We start from the raw sequence: 17,071 nt of genomic DNA, 5'->3' as shown, positions 1-17,071 counted from the left end.
GTTTTTAACGCAGCATCACCGAGGCACAGCCACTTTTCGTACAAAGCCTAGATCGAGCGCGTGCGTTTCTTGCGCAGGCTTACCAGCCAGGCAAACAGCGGGCCGATCAACAGACCCAGCAGCAGCGCCAGAACGACAGGAACAGCCTGGGAAAGCTGAGGTGCCGACCAGCCGAAAAACACCAGCGTGACTGGCTGCTGGTTTTCCAGCATGAATACCGTCGTTGCCAGAACGACAAGCAACACAACGACGATCAATATGATTCGTTTGAAGATATGCATCCACTGATCCTTTGGTTATCGGCCTCAGAAGCCCTCTTCTTCATCCTCATTGACCCGATCCCGCAACTCCTTGCCCGGCTTGAAGTGAGGAACGAATTTTCCGTCGAGGCTGACAGACTGGCCCGTTTTAGGATTGCGCCCTACCCGCGGTGCGCGGTAATGCAGGGAAAAGCTGCCAAAGCCGCGTATTTCGATGCGGTCGCCTGTTGCCAGGCACTGAGACATTTGTTCAAGCATGGTCTTGATGGCCAACTCGACATCCTTGGATGACAGTAGCCCTTGATGGGTGACAATTCGTTCGATCAACTCCGACTTCGTCATATTTTTCCCTTCTTTTTCAAGCAGCTAGATCAGCGCTCCGAAGGTTTTAGCATGACCGGAAGATTTTGAACAGCCCATGACTTGACTTATGTGAACCCGTGTCAACCAGGCACGAATACATGACAGGAGCATGACCGCAAGACAGGGGACAAGGCAGTTCGCACGCAGGAGGCCGCCTGTAAGGCGTCTGAGGGCATTTAGAGCATTTGGGCGTGGGTAACGACAGTTACAGGAACAGCACGTTATAGCCGCTGAATGACGCCCACAAAAAAGGGCGACCGAAGTCGCCCTTTTTCAATGGTCAGACAGAACTCAGTTCTGTTTTTCCATTTGCGCACGCAGCAGGTCACCAATGGTGGTAGGACCAGTGCTTTCAGCAGCTTCAGGCTTGCTACGCAGGCTCTGAATAGCTTCTTTCTCGTCTTCAACGTCTTTCGACTTGATGGACAGGCTGATTACGCGGCTCTTGCGGTCAACGCTGATGATCTTGGCTTCGATCTCTTCGCCTTCTTTCAGAACGTTACGCGCGTCTTCAACGCGGTCACGGCTGATTTCGGAGGCTTTGAGGGTAGCTTCGATGTCGTCGGCCAGAGTGATGATGGCGCCTTTGGCGTCAACTTCTTTAACGGTACCGCGAACGATAGCGCCTTTGTCATTGACAGTGACGTACTCGGAGAACGGATCGCTTTCCAGTTGCTTGATACCCAGCGAGATACGCTCACGCTCTGGATCAACAGACAGGATTACGGTGTCGAGCTCGTCGCCCTTCTTGAAGCGACGTACGGCTTCTTCGCCCACTTCGTTCCAGGAGATGTCGGACAGGTGAACCAGACCGTCGATGCCGCCGTCCAGACCAATGAAGATACCGAAATCGGTGATCGACTTGATGGTGCCGGAGATCTTATCGCCCTTGTTGAACTGGCCGGAGAAATCTTCCCATGGGTTGGATTTGCACTGCTTGATACCCAGGGAGATACGACGACGCTCTTCGTCGATGTCCAGAACCATGACTTCCACTTCGTCGCCAACCTGAACGACTTTGGATGGGTGGATGTTCTTGTTGGTCCAGTCCATTTCGGAAACGTGTACCAGGCCTTCCACGCCTTCTTCCAGCTCTGCGAAGCAGCCGTAGTCGGTCAGGTTGGTTACACGCGCGGTAACGCGGGTGCTTTCCGGGTAGCGAGCCTTGATAGCAACCCATGGGTCTTCGCCCAGTTGCTTCAGGCCCAGGGAAACACGATTGCGCTCGCGATCGTACTTCAGGACTTTTACATCGATCTCATCGCCAACATTGACGATTTCCGATGGATGCTTGATACGCTTCCAGGCCATGTCGGTGATGTGCAGCAGGCCATCGACGCCACCCAGATCGACGAATGCGCCGTAATCGGTGAGGTTCTTGACGATACCCTTGACTTGTTGGCCTTCCTGCAGGGACTCGAGCAGTGCTTCGCGCTCTGCACTGTTCTCGGCTTCCAGGACACTGCGACGGGAAACGACAACGTTGTTGCGCTTCTGGTCCAGCTTGATGACCTTGAACTCGAGTTCTTTGCCTTCCAGGTGAGTCGTGTCGCGCACTGGGCGAACGTCGACCAGAGAACCAGGCAGGAACGCACGGATGCCGTTAACGTCGACAGTGAAGCCGCCTTTAACCTTACCGTTGATAACGCCCTTGACCACTTCTTCTGCTGCGAAAGCCGCTTCCAGAACGATCCAGCACTCGGCGCGCTTGGCTTTTTCGCGGGACAGCTTGGTTTCGCCAAAGCCGTCTTCTACCGCGTCCAGCGCAACGTGAACTTCGTCACCGACCTTGATGGTCAGCTCGCCAGCGTCGTTGTAGAACTGCTCGAGCGGGATGACGCCCTCGGACTTCAGGCCTGCGTGTACAGTTACCCAGTCGCCGTCGATGTCGACAACGATACCGGTAATGATTGCGCCCGGCTGAAGGTTCAGCGTTTTCAGGCTTTCTTCAAAAAGTTCTGCAAAGCTTTCGCTCATTTTAATTCCTGTTGATCAAGGGCGAAGAATACGCCCATCTGCCACGTCCCAGACAACGTGGGTTTCGTTCATATAAAAGGAAGCTGTCAGGACTAAATCTGGTCGCCTGTGCAGCTCCTTGATCACCCGGCGATATCGCGTAGCGCGACCTCACTCAGAATGCGTTCCAGCACCTGCTCGATGGATAATTCGGTGGAATCCAGCTGTATGGCGTCATGCGCCGGCTTGAGCGGGGCTACCGCTCGCTGGGTGTCACGCTCGTCGCGCGCACATATCTCATCTAGCAGACTCGACAGACTAACATCATCACCCTTGGCCTTCAACTGCAAGTAACGGCGACGTGCACGCTCCTCGGCGCTGGCAGTGAGAAAAATCTTCAGGGGCGCCTCGGGAAACACTACGGTTCCCATATCGCGGCCATCGGCCACAAGCCCCGGCTCTTCCTGAAATGCACGCTGGCGCTGCAGCAAGGCATCGCGCACGGCAGGCAGGGAAGCAACCTGGGAGGCACCGCTGCCGATCTGCTCGTTGCGGATGGCATGGGTCACATCCTCACCCTCGAGGATGATGCGTTGCCCCTGGCCTCCGGTAGCCGTCTCGAACTGCACATCGAGATGCGCAGCCAGTAACTTGAGAGCCTCTTCATTGGTCAGGTCGACACCGTGATTGCGGGCCGCGAAAGCCAGCAGGCGGTACAGTGCCCCGGAATCGAGCAGACACCAGCCCAGATGCCTGGCCAGCAGACCGGCAACAGTGCCCTTCCCTGAACCGCTAGGGCCGTCGATGGTAATAACGGGTGCTTTGATTTTCACTTTTGATCCTCTTGCGCGACACGCATACCGACTTGAGCGCACAGCGCCAGAAAATTGGGAAACGATGTGGCGACGTTCGCACAATCGTGGATACGGATCGGTGCCGATGCCCGTAATGATGCAATGCTGAACGCCATTGCGATGCGATGATCACCACGGGCATCGATCTCGGCACCGCCCATGGAACCGCCTTCAATAATAATGCCATCCGGCGTCGGCTCAACCTGGATACCCAGAGCCAGCAGACCGTCGGCCATCGCCTGGATCCGGTCCGATTCCTTGACTCGCAGCTCCTGGGCACCGCGCAACACGGTACGCCCACTGGCGCAGGCCGCCGCAACGAACAACACCGGAAACTCGTCGATGGCCAGCGGCACCAGCGCTTCGGGTATTTCGATACCCTGCAGAGCAGCCGAGCGTACGCGCAGATCCGCAACAGGCTCGCCGCCCACCTCACGCAGGTTTTCCAGAGTGATATCCGCGCCCATCAGGCGAAGGATATCAATAACACCTGAACGTGTCGGATTGACGCCAACATGCTCAAGCAGCAACTCGGAGCCGTCGACAATCGATGCCGCCACCATGAAAAACGCAGCCGAGGAGATATCGGCAGGCACTTCTATGCGAGTCGCCAACAAATTGTGGCCGGACTCGAGCGAAACCTGATTGCCCGAGACAGTCACCGGATAGCCAAAGCCACGCAGCATACGCTCGGTATGGTCGCGGGTCAGGGCCGGCTCGCGGACCTCGGTCCTGCCATCGGCATACAGACCAGCCAGCAACAGGCAGGATTTGACCTGCGCACTGGCCATCGGCGTGACATAGGCCTGAGCGCAAAGCTTGCCAGCACCATGAATGGTCAGAGGCGGACGGCCATCTGCAGCGGTTTCGATGCTCGCCCCCATTTCCCGCAAGGGGTCGACCACACGACTCATGGGACGCCTGGACAGCGAAGCATCGCCGGTCAGGGTACTGTCGAAATCCTGCGCAGCCAGCAAACCCGCCAACAGACGCATGGAAGTGCCGGAGTTACCCAGGTAGATCGGTCCGGGCGCAGCCTTCAGGCCGCGCATGCCCACGCCATGAATCGTCACCCGGCCATGATGCGGACCTTCGATCACCACGCCCATGTCGCGGAACGCCTGCAAGGTCGCCAAGGCGTCCTCACCTTCAAGGAAACCTTCGACTTCGGTAATGCCTTCAGCCAGCGAGCCAAGCATGATCGAGCGATGGGAGATGGATTTATCGCCCGGAACCCGAATAGTGCCGCTGACCCTGCCGCCGGGGCTGGCGACAAATACCAGATCGTCGTTACTGGCAGTTTCCACATAGGCACGCCGGGCAAGGATCTTGCCGAAGTGCTCCCTGGCAACCCGGGCGCGGGTAAACACACCCAGCAATTGATGACCGTCTCCGGTGTCCACGGCCTCACGCAAGGCGTCGAGGTCACTGCGGAAGGTATCCAGGGTGCGCAACACCGCTTCACGGTTGGCCAGGAAGATATCGTGCCACATCACCGGATCACTGCCCGCAATCCGGGTAAAGTCACGGAAACCACCCGCCGCGTACCTGAATATTTCCAGGTTCTCGTTGCGCTTGGCCAGCGAATCCACCAGGCCGAAGGCCAGCAGATGCGGCAAATGACTGGTCGCCGCCAACACTTCGTCATGGCGCTCGACCTGCATATGCTCGACATCGGCACCCAGCGCCGACCAGAGACGATCAACCAGCGCAACCGCGTCGGGATCAGTCTCGGCCAAGGGTGTCAGGATCACCTTGTGCCGCCGGAACAGCTCGGAATTGGACGCTTCGACACCACTCTGCTCGGAGCCGGCAATCGGGTGCCCCGGCACGAAACGGCTCGGCATATAGCCGAACGCATGCCGCGCAGCCCTGACCACGTTGCCTTTGGCACTGCCGACGTCGGTCAGTACCGCATTGCCCAGATCCAGAGGCGCCAGCAGCGCAAGGAGCTTTTCCATGGCCAGGATAGGGACCGCAAGCTGAATGACATCAGCGCCGCAGCAAGCGGCAGCCAGGTCATCCTCACAGCGATCGACCACACCCAGTTCAACGGCCAGCTTGCGCGAGCGCGGATCAAGATCGACCCCCACCACTTCACGGCACAGGCCGCTTTCGCGCACACCCTTGGCAAAGGAACCACCAATCAAGCCAAGACCGACCACCACCAGCCGCCCGATCACAGGCCGTGCGGATTGCAACGAGCTGAAATCAACCACGCGCGACAGCCTTGGGGATGACACCCGCGCCTGGCGAATCTTGTTGCACGCCCGGCAGCGCCAGGGCTAGGAAATCGCTGCTCATGTATCGTCTCTTCAAAGAACCGCTTTCGGGTAGGAACCCAGCACCTTAAGGGCAACGGCTTCGTGACTGATCTTCTCCAGCACCGCCTTGACCAGCGGATCCTGGTGATGCCCGACGAAATCGATGAAGAACACGTAGGTCCACTTGCCGCTGCGCGAAGGCCGGGTTTCGATACGCGTCAGGTCCAGCCCGTTCTCATGGAACGGCACCAGCAGCTCGTGCAAGGCACCCGGCTTGTTGCTCATCGAGACAATGATCGAGGTCTTGTCGTCACCGGTGGGCGGCACTTCCTGGCTGCCGATGATCAGGAAGCGCGTGGAGTTGTCGGGACGATCCTCGATCTTCTCGGCCAGGCGCGTCAGACCATACAGGCCAGCAGCCATATCACCGGCAATGGCCGCGGAATTCCACTCGCTCTTGACCCGCTTGGCCGCTTCGGCGTTGCTGGCAACCGCGACCCGCTCGACATTCGGATAGTGGGCATCCAGCCACTTGCGACATTGCGCCAGCGACTGGGCATGGGAATAGATGCGGGTGATGCTTTGCGTCTTGGTGCTTTCACCGACCAGCAAGTGGTGGTGAATGCGCAACTCGACCTCGCCACAGATCACCATGTCGTGCTCGAGGAAGCTGTCGAGGGTATGGTTGACCGCGCCTTCGGTGGAGTTTTCCACCGGCACGACGCCGAAATTCACCGCCCCGGCAACCACTTCACGGAACACTTCATCGATGGCCGCCATGGGCAGGCTGATCACCGCGTGTCCGAAATGCTTCATGGCCGCAGCCTGGGTAAAGGTCCCCTCAGGCCCCAGATAGGCGACCTTCAAAGGCTGCTCCAGCGCCAGGCAGGAAGACATGATCTCGCGGAACAAGCGCGCCATCTCTTCGTTGCTCAACGGGCCACGATTACGCTCCATGACCCGCTTGAGCACCTGGGCTTCACGCTCCGGGCGATAGAACACAGGCACTTCGCCTTCCGCCAGCGAGGACATTTTCACCCGCGCCACTTCCTGCGCGCAGCGTGCACGCTCGCTGATCAACTCCAGAACCTTTTCGTCCAGGCTGTCGATGCGGACCCGCAGCGCCTTGAGTTCCTGTTCGGACATCAGCCGTGCTCCTTCTCGAAGTCTTTCATGTAGGTCACCAGCGCATTGACTGCATTGATGTCGACAGCATTGTAGATGGAGGCGCGCATGCCGCCGACCGAACGATGGCCCTTGAGGTTGAGCAGGCCATTGGCATCGGCACCGGCCAGGAACGGCTTGTCCAGGCGGTCATCGGCCAGACGGAACGGCACGTTCATCCAGGAGCGGTCAGGCGTGTTGATCGGGTTGCTGTACAGCTCGCTGGCATCGATGAAGTCGTACAGGGTACGTTTCTTGACTTCATTGAGCTTGCCGATGGCTTCGACGCCCCCCTGCTCCTTGAGCCACTCGAAAACCAGGCCGGACAGGTACCAGGCCAGGGTTGGCGGCGTGTTGTACATCGAGCCGTTATCGGCGGCAACCTTGTAGTCGAGCATGGTCGGGCACAGAGCGCGTGCGCGACCCAGCAGGTCTTCGCGAATGATCACGACGACGATGCCGCTCGGGCCGATATTCTTCTGGGCACCGGCATAGATCATGCCGAAACGCGAGATATCCACCGGACGGGAGAGGATGTCCGAGGACATGTCTACAACCAGCGGCACATCGCCAGTTTCCGGAATCCAGTCGAACTGCAGACCGCCAATGGTTTCGTTCGATGCGTAATGAACATAGGCCGCGTCCCTGGACAGCTTCCATTCGTTCTGGCCAGGAATGGCAAAGTAGTCGTAGGGCTTGGCGCTGGCGGCGACGTTCACCGCACCGTAGCGCGAAGCCTCTTCGATGGCTTTATGCGACCAGATGCCGGTATCGATGTAGTCGGCCTTGCCGTTTTCCGGCAACAGGTTCAGGGCAATCTGGGCAAACTGCTGGCTGGCGCCGCCTTGCAGGAACAGCACCTTGTAGTTCGAGGGAATGGTCAACAGGTCGCGCAAATCCTGCTCGGCCTTGGTGGCGATGGAGACGAACTCATCGCTGCGATGACTCATTTCCATCACGGACAGGCCCTTGCCGTGCCAGTCCAGAAGCTCCGCCTGGGCACGCAGCAGAACCGCTTCAGGAAGCGCAGCAGGACCTGCGCAAAAGTTAAAGGCTCGCTTGCTCATATCCACTCTCGTCAAATGCGTTGGGTCTTGCGCGCTTTTTTTCAAAACAGGCCATAAGCATGACCTGCCTGTGCAGGAATACCGATTCGGCAGCATCGCCGAATGCCGCAAGGGCCGAGTCGCCTGGAATGCACATGCACTCACAGACGAGCCAGCCCTTGACGGATTTACGTTACAGCTCAGCCTTGAGTTTCGTCATCATCCGCAGCCGCATCGACTTGCAGGTCTTCGGCATCATCTGCCTCGACAACGATGCCATCAATCACTTCACCGTCAAGCTCTTCGCCTTCGACTTCCGATGGCTCCTGGACACGCTCCAGACCGACCAGTGTCTCGTCGCTGGCCAGCTTGATCAGGGTCACGCCCTGAGTGTTGCGATCCAGCCGGGACACTTCGTCGACGCGGGTACGAACCAGCGTACCCTGATCGGAAATCAGCATGATTTCCTCGCCTTCCTGAACCTGGACAGCGCCGATCAGCTTGCCGTTACGGCCCTTGGTGACCATGGCAATCACGCCCTGACCGCCACGACCGCGACGCGGGAACTTGCTCAACAGGGTGCGCTTGCCGAAGCCGCGCTCGGAAGCGGTCAGGATCTGTGCGCCCGATTCCGGGATCAGCATGGAGATCAGGCGACCCTTGCCGATCTTCATCCCGCGCACGCCGCGAGCACCACGACCCATCTGACGTACATCGCTCTCGGCGAAGCGGATGACCTTGCCGGCATCGGAGAACAGCATGACTTCCTTGGCGCCATCGGTAATCGCCACGGCAATCAGGGTGTCGCCTTCCTTGAGCTTCAGGGCAATCAGGCCGCTGGAGCGTGGACGGGAGAATTGCGCCAGAGGCGTCTTCTTGACCGTACCCAAGGCTGTAGCCATGAAGATGTAGGCACCGGTCGGCTCGGCGACCAGTTCCGGGGTATCGCCATCTTCTTCGTCGACTTCCTCGGCCTCGACAACCTCGCCTTCGATTACCGAATCCTCGGCATCTTCCAGTTCGTCATCGGCACCGGTGCTCTGCTGCAACGCCTCGAGATCGATCGGCAGCATCGCGGTGATGTACTCACCTTCGTCCAGCGGCAACAGGTTGACCAGCGGACGACCGCGTGCAGCACGGGAAGCTTCCGGAATTTCGTAGGTCTTGAGCCAGTAGACCTTGCCCTTGCTGGAGAACATCAGCAGCGTGGTATGGCTGTTGGCGACCAGCAGGTGAGCAATGTAGTCCTCATCCTTGACGCCGGTAGCCGACTTGCCTTTACCGCCACGACGCTGCGCCTGATAGACCGCCAATGGCTGGGTCTTGGCATAGCCGCCGTGAGAGATGGTCACTACCCGCTCTTCCTCGGTGATCAGGTCACCCAGGGTCAGGTCCAGACGCGAATCGAGAATCTCGGTGCGACGCACATCGCCATATTCGGCGCGGATCAGCTCCAGTTCTTCGCGGATCACTTCCATCAGGCGCGTGGCGCTGTTTAGGATGCGGATCAGCTCGCCGATCTGGCTGAGAATTTCCTGGTACTCGGTGAGCAGTTTTTCATGCTCAAGACCGGTCAGGCGGTGCAGACGCAATTCAAGAATCGCCTGCGCCTGCTCTGGCGACAGGAAGTACTTGCCGTCGCGCAGCCCGTATTGTGGGTCAAGGTTTTCCGGACGGCAGGAATCAGCACCCGCGCGTTCGACCATTTCGACCACTGCACTGGATTCCCAGGCAGTACTGATCAGCCCTTCCTTGGCTTCGGCCGGAGACGGCGAAGCCTTGATCAGGGCGATGACCGGGTCGATGTTCGACAGTGCAACGGCCTGGCCTTCAAGAATGTGCCCGCGCTCACGCGCCTTGCGCAGCTCGAAGACAGTACGGCGGGTAACCACTTCGCGACGATGGCGAACGAACGCTTCCAGCAGATCCTTGAGGTTGAGGATGCGCGGACGGCCGTCGATCAATGCAACGACGTTGATCCCGAACACACTCTGCAACTGGGTCTGGGCATAGAGGTTGTTGAGAACGACCTCCGGAACTTCGCCACGGCGCAGCTCGATGACCACGCGCATACCGTCCTTGTCGGACTCGTCGCGCAGCTCGGTGATGCCCTCCAGCTTCTTCTCTTTTACCAGCTCGGCGATCTTTTCGATCAGGCGGGCCTTGTTCAACTGGTACGGCAGCTCGGTGATGACGATCTGCTGGCGACCGCCAACCCTGTCGATATCTTCAACAATCGAGCGGGCACGCATGTAGATGCGGCCACGACCGGTCCGATAGGCTTCGATGATGCCGGCACGGCCATTGATGATCCCCGCCGTCGGGAAGTCCGGGCCGGGAATGTATTGCATCAGCTCATCGACAGTTACTTCGGGATTGTCGATCAGGGCCAGGCAACCGTCGATTACTTCACCGAGGTTGTGCGGCGGAATGTTGGTCGCCATGCCCACGGCAATACCGCTGGAACCGTTGACCAGCAGGTTGGGAATACGGGTCGGCATGACCGCCGGGATCTGCTCGGTGCCATCGTAGTTCGGCACCCAGTCCACGGTTTCCTTGTGCAGGTCGGCCAGCAGCTCGTGAGCCAGCTTGGTCATGCGCACTTCGGTGTATCGCATGGCCGCGGCGTTGTCACCGTCGACCGAACCGAAGTTGCCCTGGCCGTCTACCAGCAGGTAGCGCAGCGAGAATGGCTGCGCCATGCGAACGATGGTGTCGTAGACAGCGGTATCGCCATGCGGGTGGTACTTACCGATTACGTCACCAACCACACGAGCGGATTTCTTGTACGGCTTGTTCCAGTCGTTACTCAGTTCGCTCATTGCGTACAACACGCGCCGATGCACGGGCTTCAAGCCGTCGCGCGCATCAGGCAGTGCTCGCCCGACGATCACGCTCATTGCGTAGTCGAGGTAGGACTGTTTCAGCTCGTCTTCGATATTGACCGGGAGGATTTCTTTGGCCAGTTCGCCCATGAGAAGCCTGATTCCTTTTTCTGGTGAAACCTCGTACATCCATACGGGACAAACGAAGCTCGCCGCCGCCAGCACTTGCCAGGCAGCGACTTACGACAAATCAACGAGTTATGCCATGGATCTGCGCAGTAAGGGCGACTACTGATAGCGCCGCTGAAAACCGCCGGATATTACCACAATCGCTGCCACGCTCCTATCCTTTGAGCGTGCGGAAAACGTGCCGCCCGGAACAGACGGGCGGCGCTGACAAGAAACGATCAATGCAGGTGCTTGCGACTCATGAGCTGGGCCATTTTCGCGGTATCCGGACGCTCGACGATACCCTTCTCGGTCACGATTGCGTCGATCAGGTCTGCCGGCGTCACATCGAATACCGGATTGAAGGCTTCGACATCGGCGCCAACACGATGACCGCCAACTTCGAGCAGTTCACGGCCGTCACGCTCCTCGATGACGATATCCTCGCCACTGGGCATTTCCATGTCGATGGTCGAGCTTGGCGCCACGACCATGAAGCGCACGCCATGGTGCATGGCCGCCACGGCCAGTTGATAGGTACCGATCTTGTTGGCCACATCGCCGTTGGCGGTAATCCGGTCGGCTCCGACTATGACCCAGGTAATCCCCTTGGTACGCATCAGGTGCGCGGCCGCGGAGTCGGCATTGAGAGTAACCGGAATGCCCTCGTTCGCCAGCTCCCAGGCGGTCAGGCGCGAGCCCTGCAGCCAGGGCCGGGTTTCATCGGCATAGACATGCTCGATCATGCCTTCCAGGTGTGCAGCGCGGATCACACCCAGCGCAGTACCAAAGCCGCCCGTGGCCAGGGCGCCGGTGTTGCAATGAGTCAGCACGGCCTGCAGATTGCCCTGGTGCTTGCGAATCAGGTCCGCACCCAGTTGCGCCATGGTCAGGTTGGCTTCACGGTCACTCAGATGAATCGCGACGGCTTCGGCTTCCAGAACGACCAGCGGATCATCACTCTCTTTAAGCCGTTGCAGGCGCTCGCGCATGCGGTTCAAGGCCCAGAACAGATTGACGGCAGTAGGACGCGAATCCGCCAGCAGCGAAAAGTCCGCCTCCAGCGCTGCCTTCCAGTCACCACCTTCCGCAAACCGGGCGCGGGCGCCCAGCACGACGCCATAAGCCGCCGCAATGCCGATGGCAGGCGCGCCGCGCACCACCATCGAACGAATCGCCTCGGCCACTGCCGCAGCACTGCTGTAGGCGAGCCAGGTTTCCTCGAAGGGCAGCACCCGCTGATCCAGAAGATACAGAGTGTCATCCCGCCAATCGATGGCCTTTACTTTCTCTGCAGCCAAAAGCCGATCGCGCATTACCCACTCCATCTCGAAAACCCAAAGCCCGGAATCAAAAGGGGACGATTATAGCGAGCCGACCGCGAAGGTGCTCGGGTATACTTCGCCATTACCGCAATAAGCTCTGGAAGCCTTGACATGCCGAACGCTACAGCACCGCTCGACCTTCTGCTCCTGCCCAGCTGGCTGGTGCCGGTCGAACCTGCGGGCGTGGTACTCAAGGAACACGGACTGGGCATCCGCGATGGCTGCATCGTCTACATCGGCCCCAGAGCCGAAGCACTGAAACAGAACGCCCTGCAGGTGCAGGAACTGCCCGGCATGCTGCTCACGCCCGGCCTGATAAATGCCCACGGGCATGCGGCAATGACCCTGTTCCGCGGTCTGGCCGATGACCTGCCGCTGATGACCTGGCTACAGGACCATATCTGGCCTGCCGAGAGCAAATGGGTGACCGAAGACTTCGTGCGCGATGGCACGGACCTGGCGATTGCCGAGCAGATCAAGGGCGGCATCACCTGTTTCTCGGACATGTACTTCTATCCCAAGGTGGCCGCCGAGCGCGCCCATAACAGCGGGATTCGTGCGCAGATCACCGTGCCGGTGCTGGACTTCCCGATTCCCGGTGCGCGCACCACCGACGAATCCCTGCACATCGGGGTCGAACTGTTCAACGACCTGATTCATCACCCGCGGATCAAGATTGCCTTCGGCCCGCATGCGCCCTACACGGTCAGCGACGAAAACCTGGAAAAGGTCCGGGTCATCGCCGACGAACTCGACGCCATGATTCAGATGCACGTGCATGAAACGGCCTTCGAGGTGGAACAATCCCTGGAGCAGCGCCAGGAGCGGCCATTGGCGCGCCTGAACCGGCTGGGCATGCTCGGGCCGCGCTTCCAGGCCGTACACATGACGCAAATCAGCGACGACGACCTGGCTTTGCTGGTAGAAAGCAACTCCAGCGTACTGCATTGCCCGGAATCCAACCTGAAACTGGCCAGCGGCTTCTGTCCGGTGGAGCGCCTGTGGCAGGCTGGCGTGAACGTGGCGGTGGGCACCGATGGTGCAGCCAGCAACAATGACCTGGACCTGCTCGGCGAAACCCGCACCGCAGCCTTGCTGGCCAAGGCTGTCGCAGGTTCGGCAACCGCCCTGGATGCACATCGGGCCTTGCGCATGGCAACCCTGAACGGCGCACGCGCCATGGGCATCCAGGCCGAGACCGGCTCACTGGAGATAGGCAAGGCGGCGGACATGGTCGCGTTCGATCTTTCCAGGCTGGAACAGCAACCGATCTATGATCCGGTGTCACAGCTTATATACGCCACCGGCCGCGATTGCGTGAGCCATGTCTGGGTGGCCGGCAAGCAATTGCTCGACAACCGCCGCCTGACCCGCATGGACGAGCAGGCACTGCGCGAAACCGCGATTGCCTGGGGCCAGCGCATCGGCGGCGCTACACACTGAATACATCGAGGCCCGGCCTGCTGATCGCCGGGATGCTGAAAACGAATTTCAAGTTCAAGAGGTATGCCCCATGAGCAACGTCGACCGCGCAGAAATCGCCAAATTCGAGGCACTGGCACATCGCTGGTGGGACCGTGAAAGCGAGTTCAAGCCGCTGCACGATATCAATCCGCTGCGGGTCAACTGGATCGACGAACGGGCCGGCCTGGCAGGCAAGAAAGTGCTCGACGTCGGTTGCGGCGGCGGCATTCTCAGCGAAGCCATGGCCCAGCGTGGCGCCACCGTGACCGGTATCGACATGGGTGAAGCGCCGCTGGCCGTAGCCCAGTTGCATCAGCTCGAATCGGGCGTGAATGTCGAATACCGGCAGATCACCGCTGAAGACCTGGCCGAAGAGATGCCCGAGCAGTTCGATGTAGTGACCTGCCTGGAAATGCTCGAACACGTGCCGGACCCGTCCTCGGTGATCCGCGCCTGCTATCGCATGGTCAAGCCCGGCGGCCAGGTGTTCTTCTCCACCATCAACCGCAACCCGAAGGCCTATCTGTTCGCCATCATCGGTGCCGAATACATCATGGGCCTGCTGCCGCGCGGTACCCATGACTTCAAGAAATTCATCCGTCCTTCGGAACTGGGCGCCTGGAGCCGCGATGCCGGCCTGCAGGTCAAGGACATCATCGGCCTGACCTACAACCCGCTGACCAAGCACTACAAGCTGGCGCAGGACGTCGACGTCAACTACATGATCCAGACCCTGCGGGAGGCCTAAGCCATGCGCTTGAGAGCGGTTCTATTCGACATGGACGGCACATTGCTCGATACCGCACCGGACTTCATCGCCATATCCCAGGCGATGCTGGCCGATCGCGGTTTTCCGGCGGTAGCGGACAAGCTGATTCGCGATGAAATCTCGGGCGGCGCCAAAGCCATGGTCGCAGCGACCTTTGCCATGTCACCCAGCGATCCGGCCTTCGAGTCCCTGCGCCTGGAGTTTCTGGAGCGTTACCAGCGCGATTGCGCAGTGCACAGCCGACTCTTCGACGGCATGGCGGAACTGCTGGCCGACATCGAAAAATCCGGCCTGATCTGGGGCGTTGTCACCAACAAGCCGGTACGCTTCGCCCAACCGATCATGGAGCAGCTTGGCCTCGCCGAACGTTCGGCGCTGCTGATCTGCCCCGATCACGTGACCTACAGCAAACCTCACCCAGAGCCGTTGATCCTGGCCTGCAGCCAGCTCGACCTGGATCCGGCCAGTGTGCTGTTCGTCGGCGACGATCTTCGCGATATCGAATCCGGGCGCGATGCAGGCACCAGGACTGCCGCCGTGCGTTACGGCTACATCCACCCCAACGACAACCCCGATCACTGGGGCGCCGATGTCGTGGTGGATCATCCGCTGGAGTTGCGCAAGGTCCTGGATAACGCGCTATGCAGTTGCTGACAGCGGCAATCCTGTCTTACTGAATCGTTACCGAGGTTTTCCATGTTCGATTACTCCGCTCGCCCTGAACTGCTCAAGGACCGGGTGATTCTGGTTACCGGCGCAGGTCGCGGCATAGGCGCTGCAGCAGCCAGGACCTACGCGGCCCACGGTGCCACGGTGTTGCTGCTGGGCAAGACCGAAGCCAACCTGACGCAGATGTATGACGAAATAGAAGCAGCAGGCCATCCTCAACCGGTTGTCATTCCATTCAATCTGGAAACCGCCCTGCCCCATCAATACGATGAACTCGCCGCCATGATCGAAACCGAGTTCGGTCATCTCGACGGCCTGCTGCACAACGCATCGATCATCGGCCCGCGTACGCCCGTGGAGCAGCTGTCCGGCGAGAACTTCATGCGGGTCATGCACATCAACGTCAATGCGATGTTCATGCTCACCAGCACCCTGCTGCCACTGCTCAAGCTGTCTGCGGATGCCTCGGTGGTATTCACCTCCAGCAGCGTCGGTCGCAAGGGCCGCGCCTACTGGGGCGCCTATGGCGTATCGAAGTTCGCCACCGAAGGGCTGATGCAGACCCTGGCCGATGAACTGGACACGGTTGCTCCAGTCCGCGCCAACAGCATCAACCCAGGCGCCACCCGCACCAGCATGCGCGCCCAGGCCTATCCCGCGGAAAACCCTCTGGACAACCCGACACCCGAGGAAATCATGCCGGTCTACCTGTACCTGATGGGCCCTGACAGCAGCGGCATCAACGGCCAGGCGTTCAACGCACAATAAACCCGGCCAACAAAAAAACCTGCCCTGACGGAAATCCGTCGCGGCAGGTTTTTTTATGCAAGCGCCAAGTCAAATAATCGTCTAAAAAATGACTATCGCTTCTCATTAATAAAAATAATCCTTTATTTTCAATATCTTAAAAAACAATTCGGACATGGCACGACTTTCGCTCTGACCCTGAAAAACCAACAACGATGCGAGAGGAGTGAAGCCATGAGTTCTCCGACCCTACCCCAGACAATTGATTTTGATGCCGCAAAACTGCAAAGGCAGGGCTTTCGCAATCGTCCAGCGGCCTCTCCTGCTCCTGTCGATCTTCCTACACTCCACAAGCAACTGAGCCAGCAACTTCAGCGCAGTCTGGAAGCGGAAAAAATTCTCGGCATGTTCTTCAAGGGGGTTCAGCGTCTCATACCGCTATCTACCCTGATCTACGAACATCCGGGCAGCGACCTGCATCTGCAACTGGGCGAAAAGTCGGAGCACAGCGCGCATTACACACTGCGCCACAAGAGCGAATGCATGGGCACACTGGTGTTCCAGCGCTCCAGCGCCTTCAGCGAAGAGGAATTGAGCGAGCTTGAATCACTCATGACCTGCCTGCTCTATCCCATGAAAAATGCCCTGCTTTATCGCATGGCCACTCAAAGTGCACTGCGCGACCCGCTGACCAACACCGGCAATCGCATCGCGATGGATCAAAACCTGTTTCGGGAAATAGAAGTATCGCATCGCAACAAACAGCCACTTTCACTGCTGATGCTGGATATCGATTACTTCAAGAACGTCAACGATAACTACGGCCACAATACCGGCGACGAAGTGCTGCGCAGAATTGCCCAGGCCATCAAGGCGCAATTGCGCAACATAGACCGGGTATTCAGATATGGCGGCGAAGAGTTTGTGATCGTGCTTTCCAATACCGATCGCGATTGTGCGGCAATGATCGGTGAGCGCCTGCGCCAGGCAGTGCTGGAACTGCAATTCAGCGAGGGTAATGGCGTACTGAGCACCACCATAAGCCTGGGCTGCTCGACGCTGCTGCCGGCGGAGTCCGCCGACAGCCTGCTGCGCCGAGCCGACAATGCTTTATATGTCGCGAAGCGCGAAGGCCGCAATCGCCTGACAGTAGCAGGCTAGGCCCGGACGCCTTTGTGGATCCGGGCCGGGACCCGA

At 59.1% G+C, this 17,071-nt stretch carries 14 protein-coding genes; 5 read left to right on the top strand and 9 right to left on the bottom strand.

What is annotated here, in order from left to right:
- Positions 1-47: 47 nt before the first annotated feature.
- From ALQ04_RS10660 to mtnA, 9 genes are all read right to left on the bottom strand, one after another.
- On the bottom strand, positions 48-281 hold the full coding sequence (locus tag ALQ04_RS10660; protein ID WP_122315720.1) for a lipopolysaccharide assembly protein LapA domain-containing protein: 234 nt from the start codon (positions 279-281) through the stop codon (positions 48-50).
- 24 nt (positions 282-305) lie between these two features.
- Positions 306-602 (bottom strand): integration host factor subunit beta, encoded by a 297-nt coding sequence (gene ihfB, locus ALQ04_RS10655; protein WP_002554561.1) that lies wholly within the window; start codon positions 600-602, stop codon positions 306-308.
- Positions 603-914: 312 nt separating this feature from the next.
- Positions 915-2,600, bottom strand: coding sequence for a 30S ribosomal protein S1 (gene rpsA / locus ALQ04_RS10650; RefSeq protein ID WP_025261287.1), 1,686 nt, complete (start codon positions 2,598-2,600; stop codon positions 915-917).
- Between the two features lie 122 nt (positions 2,601-2,722).
- The gene (gene cmk, locus ALQ04_RS10645) at positions 2,723-3,412 is read right to left on the bottom strand and encodes a (d)CMP kinase (protein ID WP_122315719.1); all 690 of its coding nucleotides are present in this window, start codon (positions 3,410-3,412) and stop codon (positions 2,723-2,725) included.
- Positions 3,409-5,616 (bottom strand): bifunctional prephenate dehydrogenase/3-phosphoshikimate 1-carboxyvinyltransferase, encoded by a 2,208-nt coding sequence (locus tag ALQ04_RS10640; protein ID WP_259644987.1) that lies wholly within the window; start codon positions 5,614-5,616, stop codon positions 3,409-3,411. Before ALQ04_RS10640 ends, cmk begins: the two co-directional genes overlap by 4 nt.
- 132 nt (positions 5,617-5,748) lie before the next feature.
- Positions 5,749-6,843, bottom strand: coding sequence for a prephenate dehydratase (pheA, locus tag ALQ04_RS10635; RefSeq protein WP_122315717.1), 1,095 nt, complete (start codon positions 6,841-6,843; stop codon positions 5,749-5,751).
- Positions 6,843-7,928 (bottom strand): 3-phosphoserine/phosphohydroxythreonine transaminase, encoded by a 1,086-nt coding sequence (gene serC, locus ALQ04_RS10630; RefSeq protein ID WP_122315716.1) that lies wholly within the window; start codon positions 7,926-7,928, stop codon positions 6,843-6,845. The genes pheA and serC overlap by 1 nt, the downstream gene beginning before the upstream one ends.
- A gap of 179 nt (positions 7,929-8,107) precedes the next feature.
- A complete protein-coding gene (gyrA, locus tag ALQ04_RS10625; protein ID WP_122315715.1) occupies positions 8,108-10,882 on the bottom strand; it encodes a DNA gyrase subunit A in 2,775 nt (924 codons plus the stop codon).
- A 257-nt stretch (positions 10,883-11,139) separates the two neighbouring features.
- Positions 11,140-12,216 carry an S-methyl-5-thioribose-1-phosphate isomerase gene (mtnA, locus tag ALQ04_RS10620; protein ID WP_122315714.1) on the bottom strand — a complete coding sequence of 359 codons (1,077 nt, stop codon included), beginning with the start codon at positions 12,214-12,216 and terminating at the stop codon, positions 11,140-11,142.
- Between the two features lie 120 nt (positions 12,217-12,336).
- Between mtnA and ALQ04_RS10615 the strand changes: the two genes are divergently transcribed.
- The 5 genes from ALQ04_RS10615 to ALQ04_RS10595 all read left to right on the top strand — a co-directional run bounded on the left by ALQ04_RS10615 (position 12,337) and on the right by ALQ04_RS10595 (position 17,035).
- Positions 12,337-13,668 (top strand): TRZ/ATZ family hydrolase, encoded by a 1,332-nt coding sequence (locus ALQ04_RS10615; protein ID WP_122315713.1) that lies wholly within the window; start codon positions 12,337-12,339, stop codon positions 13,666-13,668.
- A gap of 70 nt (positions 13,669-13,738) precedes the next feature.
- Positions 13,739-14,437, top strand: coding sequence for a bifunctional 2-polyprenyl-6-hydroxyphenol methylase/3-demethylubiquinol 3-O-methyltransferase UbiG (gene ubiG / locus ALQ04_RS10610; RefSeq protein ID WP_122315712.1), 699 nt, complete (start codon positions 13,739-13,741; stop codon positions 14,435-14,437).
- A gap of 3 nt (positions 14,438-14,440) precedes the next feature.
- Positions 14,441-15,112 carry an N-acetylmuramic acid 6-phosphate phosphatase MupP gene (gene mupP / locus ALQ04_RS10605; RefSeq protein ID WP_122315711.1) on the top strand — a complete coding sequence of 224 codons (672 nt, stop codon included), beginning with the start codon at positions 14,441-14,443 and terminating at the stop codon, positions 15,110-15,112.
- A 42-nt stretch (positions 15,113-15,154) separates the two neighbouring features.
- Positions 15,155-15,895, top strand: a complete 741-nt coding sequence (locus ALQ04_RS10600) for a YciK family oxidoreductase (RefSeq protein ID WP_122315710.1) — start codon at positions 15,155-15,157, stop codon at positions 15,893-15,895.
- Between the two features lie 213 nt (positions 15,896-16,108).
- Positions 16,109-17,035 carry a GGDEF domain-containing protein gene (locus ALQ04_RS10595; protein ID WP_122315709.1) on the top strand — a complete coding sequence of 309 codons (927 nt, stop codon included), beginning with the start codon at positions 16,109-16,111 and terminating at the stop codon, positions 17,033-17,035.
- The last annotated feature ends 36 nt before the right edge of the window (positions 17,036-17,071 follow it).

The organism is Pseudomonas cichorii (assembly GCF_003700275.1).
GTDB classification, from domain to species: Bacteria; Pseudomonadota; Gammaproteobacteria; order Pseudomonadales; family Pseudomonadaceae; genus Aquipseudomonas; species Aquipseudomonas cichorii_B.
This window is presented reverse-complemented; position numbering and strand designations above follow the sequence as displayed.